The organism is Nostoc sp. T09 (assembly GCF_002154695.1).
Taxonomy (GTDB): domain Bacteria; phylum Cyanobacteriota; class Cyanobacteriia; order Cyanobacteriales; family Nostocaceae; genus Aulosira.
The window spans coordinates 1-10,213 of the sequence record NZ_MTAV01000195.1; the positions used below are offsets into that span (position 1 = coordinate 1).

Sequence of the window (10,213 nt, forward strand, 5' to 3'; positions counted from 1 at the left end):
CAACCGCGCTAACCTGGGTATGGAAGTGATGCACGAGCGTAACGCTCACAACTTCCCCCTCGATTTGGCTGCTGGCGAAGTTGCTCCTGTTGCGTTAACCGCTCCTGCTATCAACGGTTAATATTTTGAGAACAACATCATAGCTTCTGTGTGAATCAAAAGCGCTCTTCCAATCGGGGGGGCGCTTTTCAATTGCTATTTTCTTGACCAATATAGACATAAATCCTTGCCTTCAAAGACTGTATTAAGGCTTTATTTATGAAATTGGTTATGAGTAATCAAAAAATTAAGAATGCTATTTTCGTAGCTATCTGAAAAATCATATTGATGTTTTTGCGATGCCTGCGGCAAGCCCTGTGTTCTACGCAATTCTTGGAGAACAATTATTACTTTACCCTGCTTTTCTCCTTAACCGAGAAGTATTGTTCCACAAACTTAAAATCACAAAATAACAGAGTATCCTCTCCTAGCCTTGAATGCGTCCATATGTTTGAGTAAGAGTTTTTAAGTAATCCCCCAAAGAATCAGTTAAAGCATCTAACTCATAGCGCCACACCCAGTTTCCAGCAGATTTACCAGGTATATTCATCCGGTCTTCACTTCCTAAACCCAACAAGTCTTGCACAGGAATAATAGCTTGATTAGACACGGAACTCATAGCCATACGAATGAAATCCCAATGAATGTTTTGAGCACTAAAATTTCCTAAATAATTTATGACAGCTTTTTGCTGATTCTCGCAGAGCTTCTCAAACCAGCCGACAATAGTGTCATTGTCGTGGTTACCAGTATAAACAACGCAGTTGTGAGTATAATTAAACGGAAGGTTAACATTATCTGAACTGAAATCGAAAGCAAACTGTAACACTTTTAAACCAGGAAAGTTAAATTTATTTCGTAGTTGATCAACTTCAAAAGTTATAGTTCCGATATCTTCTGCTATGACAGGTAAATGACCTAGTTCTCTCAAGAGGGTTTGAAAAAGGGAGTCTCCTGGTGCTTTGATCCATTCTCCATTTATTGCTGTAGTTTCTCCTTGAGGAACTTGCCAATAAGCCTCAAAACCTCGGAAGTGATCAATACGAATCAGGTCTACATAAGTTAGTAAGTTATTAAAACGCTGTATCCACCATCGAAAATTGTTTGATTGCAAGTAATTCCAGTTATACACAGGGTTCCCCCAAAGTTGTCCCGTTGAGGAGAAGAAATCAGGAGGCGCTCCAGCCATGAAAGTTAGTTCTCCAGTCTTAGGATTCAATTGAAAATTTTCTGGTTCAGCCCAAACATCCGCACTGTCATGAGCTACATAGAATGGAAGATCTCCAATAATTTGGACACCCCGCTGAGAAGCATAGCCTCGCAACTCTGACCACTGCTGCCAAAACAAAAACTGTAAGAATTTATTAAAAGCAATTTCCTCTTGCAAATGCTTTTGATACTGTTTTAAAGCTTGAGGTCGTCGCCAAGCAATATCTGTTTCCCAGCAATACCAAGGTAAGTTTTGGTGAGCCTTTTTTAGAGCCATAAATAAGGCATAATCTTCCAACCAACTTTCCTGTTTTTGGCAAAACTCTACTAGTGCCTGTTGTCGAGGTTTATTTAGCTGAAAGTTTTTCCAAGCCTGTCGTAGTAATGGAAATTTGCTTTCTATAACCTGTTCGTAATTAACCTTGTGAATTGAAAATTTAGGTAGTTTAGCGAAATCTTCCTTCTTGAGAAGACCTTCTTCTTGAAGTTTCTCTAAACTAATTAAAAGAGGATTAACTCCCATAGCTGAGTAAGCCATATAGGGAGAATTACCATAACCAGTAGGCCCTAAAGGAAGAATCTGCCACAATGTCTGCTTGGAATGACTGAGGAAATCAATAAATCTATAAGCTTGAGAACCTAAATCTCCAATACCAAAAGGACTAGGTAAGGAAGTTAGATGAAGCAGTAAACCGCTGCCTCTAGCATAGGGTGGGGCTAGAAAAGACCTTTTTTTCATACCAGTACAAATTTTTATTCTGTAAATACATAATCCTTTTATCTAAAAGCTTATTTACCCCCGTAATTAGAAAAAATGCCTCTAGCTTGAGAATGATGTAAATAAGGCGACGGCTACAGCGATACATGAAAGAGCAATGCTGGACTGGTGGGAGAAGAATTTTGCCCTGATAGCTGCTCAGATATTTGGCAGCAGACATTCATAACCATTCCAGCCGTATTTAAGTAAAAAAAATTCATTATTTTGATGACTATAGTTGCTCAATTTTTATGCTTTGTCACTTGGCTATTAGATGGTTATAAAGGGAACAGGTTAATTTTATCTATTATGATTACTGTCATATATAGCGATAAATTTTTGCTTCATTACACTGGTGAAAATCATCCAGAACGACCAGAAAGATTACTCGCGATTGTTGCTGTTTAAAACAAAAAATAAGTGTCTTCCTATCCAATGGCTGGAACCAAATTTCAGAGATTTAGATTTGAGAGTACAACAAATTCATCACCCTGATTACTTGCAAAAAGTTTACAGGATGGCGAAAAGTGGAGGCGGTAATTTCTACGGTGATACAATTGTTTAATCCGCAACTTACAATGTTGCTGTACTATCCCTGTTCTGTTGAGGCTTGTATAATTTCTGGATAAAAATTATCTTAGAAAGTCAATGCAATCTTTAGATTTTTCTTGCTATCGTAATATCGTTATTCTAACAGGGGCTGGGGTATCGGCCGCTTCTGGGATTCGACCGTTTCGTGGTCAAGAAGGCTTGTGGAATGAGATTAATCCTCTGAAGTCTGCGGACAGTTCGGTTCTTCAAACCAATCCCTTGGCCATCTGGCAACTGTTTGGTACGCTGAGAACACAATTAGAAACTGCCCAACCCAATGCGGCTCATCTAACACTGGCTAAGTTTGAAGCAGGATTTTCCTCAAGTCAACAATTCACTCTCATTACCCAGAATATTGATGGATTGCACCAACGCGCAGGTAGTCGAAATGTCATTGAACTGCATGGTAACGTTAATTATACACGGTGTAGTAATCCGACTTGTAGCTTGACCGCTTATTTAGACAAATCTCCCCATAAAGATCTGCTGCCTATTTGTCAACTTTGTAACTATCCACTACGTTTGGATATTGTGCTATTTGGTGAACAAATACCAGCTAAAAAAGAGTGGCTGGCAAAGCGAAGTTTACGAGATTGTGACCTCTTTATTGCAATAGGTACATCAGGAACTGTATGGCCAGCAGCCAACTTTGTACGTTCGGCAAATTATGTGGGTGCTAAAACTATATTCATAAATCTGGAGCCAATGAAACCTAAAAATCCTTATTTTCAAGAAGAGTATTTAGGTCGGGCTGAAGAACTTTTACCTTTACTGTTTAATATAGATGTGACACCTCATTAATCATTACTCAAACTTAATAACACTGCTGTGCAAGCCCCATCTTTAATACCTCAACTTTAGACCTGAATCCTTAGGACGTTGCTTGTGGTTCAGGTACTCCGCAGGATTGTCAAATTAAGTAATATATCGTGCCTTCTGGGGCAAGAGTCACCGCTGCATTATAATCTTCAATCGCTTTTTGTTGATTACCTAATTCTTGGTATAACTGACTGCGCCAAAAATAAAAGAAAGCGTTATGAGGATTAATATATATAGCTTGGGTGTAATCTTCTAATGCGCCTTGGCGATCGCCTAATTTCTTTTTGCGAAAATTAGCGCGTGCTGTGAAAAGTTCTGCACTGTTGGGATGAATGCAGATTGCTGTATTGAAATCTGCGATGGCTTCCTCTATATCTCCCTGTGCAAAATGATTGTAGGCTTGTTTAATATATAACCTGGCATCTTTTGGTTTTACAGGTATTTCTACCTGCAATGATTGAGTTGCCTCTGGTTGGTTGAAATCTTGAACATTGCTATCCATCTTACTGAAAATAAAAATAATCTAAGATTTTGCAGGTTGTGCATACTTTTAGCGTACCCACAATTTTTGTGATTGTAACTAATAGCAATTATCAACGATTAAGAAAATTGAATAATTTTACGGTTGATAGCGAATACTAAAGTAAAAGCCCTCATCCTGAGCGTTATTGCCGCGATCGCTCAAATTGACAAAGGGAATAGCATAATCAAGCCGCATCGTCATCCGATCTATCCCTAAAGCTTGATTCCACAACAGCCCTAAGCCTGCGCTGGCCAGAAAAGTTTGATTGGGTTGCTTATTCGGATTATCAGACTGATTCCAAACTGCTCCTAAATCGAGAAATGGTGCTAGCTCAATCTTAGGCAATCCAGCTTCATTACGTTCCACTGTAATTCGGTCTTCGATGGCTACACGAAATCCATTATCTCCAGAGCGGGCATTTTGGCGATATCCGCGTACAGACTGTCCACCGCCAATGACAAATTGCTGGGAAGGTAAGAGACTGTCTGGTGTGAGTTGTAACTCCGCTTGCATGAGCAGCAAATGATCTTCATTGAGTTGCTGTACGCGCTGTATTTGACCTAGCCAACTGAAAAAACGACCATCAGGAATTGGATCTTGATTAAGAGTGGCATCAAGTAAGCCAGTACCTAAACTAAATTGTGATTGTAAATACCAGGCTCCTTGAGGATCGCGCCGAACATAGTCTTGGCTAAACTTGAACACACTAGTACGGCTGACTCCATTAGGATCGGGGCCGATACCAAAGGGGGTTGGGAGTTGATCGAACAGAAAAGTTTGACCATCTTCATAAGTAAACCCTAAGGATAGAGCAAATTCTTCCCTAGGCGATCGCATTAATGGCTGACGAAAACTAATATCATATACATCCTGGTTCGCTTTAATACCCAACTGGTCAAACGGTGGCTGAGTAATTTCGTTACGATTGGGTGAAAATCGCAAGCGTATCCTCCCGTTCATCGGGTTGACGGGAATTTGATAGCTAAAATCAAAGACATCAGAACCACCTGTGAGAGTGCGATACCAAGAGCCTGCTAGTTCATCTCCATTCCCAGTGATGTTGCGATCGCGCAGTTCAATCCCAAATCTTTCCGAACCAATACTAGGGGGTGAGTAGTTATCTATACTGAAGCTGTTGGTAAAAGAATTTGCTTCCTCAACTCTAACAATGAGAATACTTTGACCGACTTTGCCCGTAGGACGAAGGCTGGCTTCCACATTCTTGAACAGCGGATCGAGTCGCAGTAACTTCAGTTGCTCTTCTAACTGAATAGTATTTAAAGGAATTCCTGCACCCAATCGGATGCGACTCCGAACATAGGATGGATTTAAGCGCCGCGTTCCTTGGACATCAATTTCTGCTACACGCCCTTCTATGACACGAATTACTACGACACCATTTGTGCTTCCGGGCTTCTGAGCTAGAGGAATCGCCCGAGAGTTAATATAGTTATTATTCAGGTAAAGCTGGGTAATAGCATCAGCGGCTTTTCTAATTTCTTCTAACGTCAATTCCCGCCCTTCAAAAGGCTGTACAACCTGATTTAACTGTTGTTCTTTAAAAACTGTGCTATCGATAACCTGAATTTTTCGGACGTAAATTCGCTCAGGAGTTGTTGAGGGAGTTTCTACGGGTGGCGTTGGCGAAGGTTGAGTAGGTTGGCTAACTTGTGAAGGCTCTTGTTGAGAAGGGTTAGTCTCTGGTGTCTGTACTATTAAGGATTCTGTAGTGTTGAGTTGTACACCATAGCGAACATCAGAAGCTTGAGACTCGTTTACTAAGTCAACAGCCAGAGTGTTGCTTTTGGATTCAACGCTCACAACTTTCAACTCAGCATTTTTTTGGTAAGAGGTAACATCGCGATCGCTTGCTGTAGCTTTTAGCCCATTCATCGCCATAATCGAAACCAGATGCACAATGAGCAAGCTGCACTTGAAGCAGAGACTTTGATAACTGTGCAGATTGTTTAACAGATGAGATAAAGAGATAAATCCTTGCTGAATGCGGGCTTGAGGCTGAAGACCAGTTTTTGTACCTTTTCTCATTTCACTGTGTAGGGATGTCTCATTTAACGACCTGGCCTGTTTGGACTCCGGATTATGCCATAACGCCCCAGTAATATTTGAATACCATATTTTTTACAGCAACAGTACAAAGAATTGATGTATTTAGCTACAATTTTTAGCTAGGGCCCCTCAGTGATAACCATTAGCATTATATTCTGGTAACAGGTTAAAAACTTCGGAGCACTTCCATGTCACTGCCGATTTCTATTGTCATCACTAATTACAATCGGGAGCGTTACCTTGGGGCCGCGATCGCCAGCGTCCTCAACCAGACATGGCAAGACTTTGAGCTACTAGTCTGGGATGATGGCTCCACAGATGGATCGGTAGCGATCGCCAAAAAATATGCGCAGCAAGATGGGCGAGTGCACGTAGTCGAAGCACCTCATCAGGGAATGCTGTTATCTCGTCAAGCTGCGATCGCTCAGACTACTGGAAGATACATTGGTTGGGTAGATAGCGACGACCTGCTAGCCCCTACCGCTTTGGCTGAAACTGCTGCTGTACTTAACCGTCACCCAGAAATCGGATTTGTTTACACTGATTACCTAGATATCGACGCAAACAGTAAAGTTATTGGATATGGCGATCGCTGTCGCATTCCCTACTCCAAAGAGCGACTGTTAGTGGATTTTATGACCTTTCACTTCCGCCTAATTCGGCGTTCAGTGTACGAGTTAGTAAATGGACTCAATGGCTCGCCGGATTATGCTGAAGACTACGATCTTTGTTTGCGACTCTCAGAAGTTGCTCAGGTAGGACATATAAAGCAGGCACTCTACTATTACCGCCAACATCCAGGGAATATGACTCAAGCAGGCAAGTTGCAGTTGCTGTTGTGTTCTCAACAAGTTATTGCTCAAGCGCTGCAACGGCGAGGATTGGCTGACAAATATCGAATTGATGTAGAACTAAGCGCAGGTCGCTTCATCTTGCGGCATCAGAAACCTTTACATGTTAATGTCCTCAAAAAGACGAATGTAGTCAGCCGTGAAGTACTGCATCAAGCTCTTAAGCGCTTTCAGTATATTGGTCTAGCAATGCTTCCTTTACTTGCAGCCATTCCAGTACGCATGGCTCAAGGGCAGCAGATTGTACCCGCAGCCGATGGTACAGGCACGATAGTTACTCCTAATGGCAACAGACTGGATATTACTGGTGGTACGACATCTAGTAATGGGGCCAACCTCTTCCACAGCTTTCAACAATTTGGCCTCACGCCAGAACAAATCGCCAACTTTCAAGCCAATCCCAATCTGCAAAATATCCTCGGTCGGGTAACTGGTGGTAATGCTTCGATTATCAATGGTTTAATTCAGGTGACAGGTGGTAGCCCTAACTTGTTTTTGATGAATCCAGCAGGATTTGTTTTTGGGTCAAACGCCAGCTTAAATGTCCCTGGCGCTTTCACGGCGACAACAGCCAACGGTATTAACTTTGGCAACAGTTGGTTTAATGCCATAGGTAATAATAACTACTCGATTTTAGTAGGTAATCCTACGGGATTTGCCTTTACTATGAGCCAGCCAGGAGCGATTATTAATGCTGGTAATTTAGGAGTAGGTACTGGACAAAATTTAAGCCTTTTGGGCGGAACGGTGGTGAATACCGGACAACTCTCCGCACCAGCAGGACAAATTCTAGTTACATCTGTACCAGGACAAAATTGGGTACGTCTCAGCCAGCCAGGGAATTTGTTGAGTTTGGAGATTCAATCTCTAGCTTCTAGTAGCAACCAACCAAACGACTGGGCAATCCCAGTTGCCTCTTTGCCCGAATTGCTCACAGTAGGCAACACTGGGTTAACTGCCAATCCTGATGGTACTGTAAAAGTTTCAGGCTCCAACACTAATATTCCCACTACCCCCGGTACAACCATTGTTGCAGGCAAAGTTGATGCATCGGGCACAACAGGCGGTACAGTCAATGTTTTGGGGAACAAAGTAGGGCTAGTTGGTGCCAATATTAATGCCTCTGGTACTAATGGTGGTGGTACTGTCCTGATTGGCGGCGATTACAAAGGTCAGGGAACTGCGCCCAACGCCGATCAGACTTATGTTGATTCCAACTCTGTAATTGCAGCCGATAGTAACTTAAATGGGAATGGCGGGCGCGTTATTGTTTGGGGTAACGACACAACCCAATTCTTCGGTAAAATTACTGCTCGCGGCGGGGCCAATCTCGGCAATGGTGGTTTTGTTGAAGTATCTGGTAAAAATTTCTTAACCTTTAATGGTCTAGTAAATACTTCAGCTGCCAATGGCAATCTTGGGACTTTATTCCTCGACCCCAGCACATTGACTATTATCGATGCCCCATCAGGGGGTAGTTTTGATAGTACGGCTGGCAATATCCCATCGAACCTGGCAGATATTTCACCTAACACCGTTTCTTGGGGAGCGCTCAATGCATTGGGATTTGGCGCAAACATCAATTTACAAGCCACAGGCAACATTACCATCGACACCATCACAGGCAATACACCAGGGGTAACTACTGCGGCTGGTGTGGCGACATTAAACTTAGGCAGTAGCGGTGGTTTCAGCCTAACCTCAACCAATGGTTCTGTAATTTTCGCTAATCCTAGCAATACAATCAACACTAACGGCGGAGCGATTAGTATTTCCGGTGCCAGTTTATCGCTAGGTAATCTCAACACAATTGCTAGTTTTAGTCAAAGCGGAAATGTAAATTTGTCCGCTAGTGGCAACATTAGTGCAGGTGACATTATTGTCAGTGGTAATGGCTATGGAACTGGAAATATTGATGTTACTAGTACCAATGGCGCGATTACTTTGGGAAATCTCGACACTAGCACTAATAATTCATTTTCAACTCCAGCAAGTGGTGGGTCAGTAACATTAAATGCCGCAGGTGATATCCTGACTAATGCAATTAATTCTTCTTTTAGTAATAGCTTCAGTAACTCTGGTGCAGGTGGTAATGTTCAATTAAAGACTACAGCTGGCAGCATTACTACAGGTGCAATTAACTCTTCTGTCAGCAAAGATGGAGGAGGCAATTTTACAGGTACAGGTGGTACGGTTAACTTAACAGCCACAAATAATATCAGCGTTGGTGCTATTAATTCCTCAGCAACCGCTACCAACGCCGATGGATCTGCAACTGCTACTGGTGGTGCAGTTAGTCTAACTACCGGAAATAACATCACTGCTAGTACTATTGATAGCTCCGCGATCGCCACAAATTTTGGTTTGGGTGTAACAGTTACAGGCGGTAGTGTCAGCCTACAAACTACCAATCCTTTTGGCAGCCTAATTCTGTTTAATACGATCAACTCACAGGCAATAACAGAACCTGGAGAATTGGGTAACACTATTCAAGGTGGTAATGTACAAGTCCTGACCAACGGACTAATCCAAGGCACAGGGACATTAGGCGGTGATACGATCGCTACGGGTGGAGTTATTCTTGGCGAACCAAATGTTACCTTAGCGCCTCCTACAGGCGGTACTATCACGATTCAACATGATGGTGGCCCCAATAATAAGCCATTTATTGTAGGTGATGCCAGTGTAAACGGCACAGTAGGCGCACTGAATGCTGGGGGAAGTTCAATAATATTGCCAAATCCCGCAGTCAATTCCTTCGCAGTTTTACCAACTAATGGGACTGCGAGTGGAACTCCTGGCGGCATAACTATTAATTCCATCAACAGTCCTCCGACGCTAACAGCAATCTCATCGTTACCTGATACCCAAACTAATCAACCAGTTACCTTTACCTTTGATAGCTTGGCGGCAGTAGTGTCTGATGCGAACAATGATGTCACCACTGTTCGAGTTGATGCGGTGAATGCAGGCAGTCTCACTGTTAATGGCGTTCCTGTTGCGCCTGGTGTTACTACTGTGGCGAACGGTGATACTTTAGTTTACACGCCGCCTACAGATGCAACTGGTTCCCTAACTGCCTTTACTATTAGCGCCAGCGATGTTGTTTCCTCTTCAGCACAGGTACAAATAGGAATCAACGTTATCCCCACACCAACCCCGACGCCAACACCAACCCCGACACCAACTCCAACACCAACTCCAGAGCCGACACCAACGCCCACACCAACGCCAGAGCCAACCCCAACCCCAACTCCAACCCCGACGCCAACGCCGACACCAACTCCGACACCAACTCCGACGCCAACGCCGACGCCAACGCCGACGCCAACGCCGACACCAACGCCGACGCCAACG

The 10,213-nt window shown here is 43.0% G+C and carries 5 protein-coding genes and 1 pseudogene; 3 read left to right on the top strand and 3 right to left on the bottom strand.

From position 1 onward, the window contains the following. A pseudogene (locus BV372_RS30540) lies at positions 1-121 on the top strand (photosystem II q(b) protein); the annotation flags it as partial. Positions 122-466: 345 nt separating this feature from the next. Here the strand turns inward: BV372_RS30540 and malQ are convergent. Continuing rightward, positions 467-1,987 carry a 4-alpha-glucanotransferase gene (gene malQ, locus BV372_RS30545; RefSeq protein WP_086690621.1) on the bottom strand — a complete coding sequence of 507 codons (1,521 nt, stop codon included), beginning with the start codon at positions 1,985-1,987 and terminating at the stop codon, positions 467-469. A 666-nt stretch (positions 1,988-2,653) separates the two neighbouring features. On the opposite strand from malQ, the gene BV372_RS30555 reads away from it, so the two are divergent. Beyond that, positions 2,654-3,397 carry a Sir2 family NAD-dependent protein deacetylase gene (locus BV372_RS30555; RefSeq protein WP_086690625.1) on the top strand — a complete coding sequence of 248 codons (744 nt, stop codon included), beginning with the start codon at positions 2,654-2,656 and terminating at the stop codon, positions 3,395-3,397. A gap of 109 nt (positions 3,398-3,506) precedes the next feature. Here the strand turns inward: BV372_RS30555 and BV372_RS30560 are convergent, their stop codons facing one another. Further along, positions 3,507-3,917: a tetratricopeptide repeat protein gene (locus tag BV372_RS30560; protein ID WP_086690627.1), complete on the bottom strand. Its 411-nt coding sequence runs from the start codon at positions 3,915-3,917 to the stop codon at positions 3,507-3,509. Positions 3,918-4,034: 117 nt separating this feature from the next. After that, positions 4,035-5,984 (bottom strand): ShlB/FhaC/HecB family hemolysin secretion/activation protein, encoded by a 1,950-nt coding sequence (locus BV372_RS30565; RefSeq protein ID WP_086690629.1) that lies wholly within the window; start codon positions 5,982-5,984, stop codon positions 4,035-4,037. Positions 5,985-6,193: 209 nt separating this feature from the next. On the opposite strand from BV372_RS30565, the gene BV372_RS30570 reads away from it, so the two are divergent. Further along, positions 6,194-10,213: glycosyltransferase (locus BV372_RS30570; RefSeq protein ID WP_086690631.1), on the top strand; the 4,020-nt coding region annotated here is incomplete at its 3' end.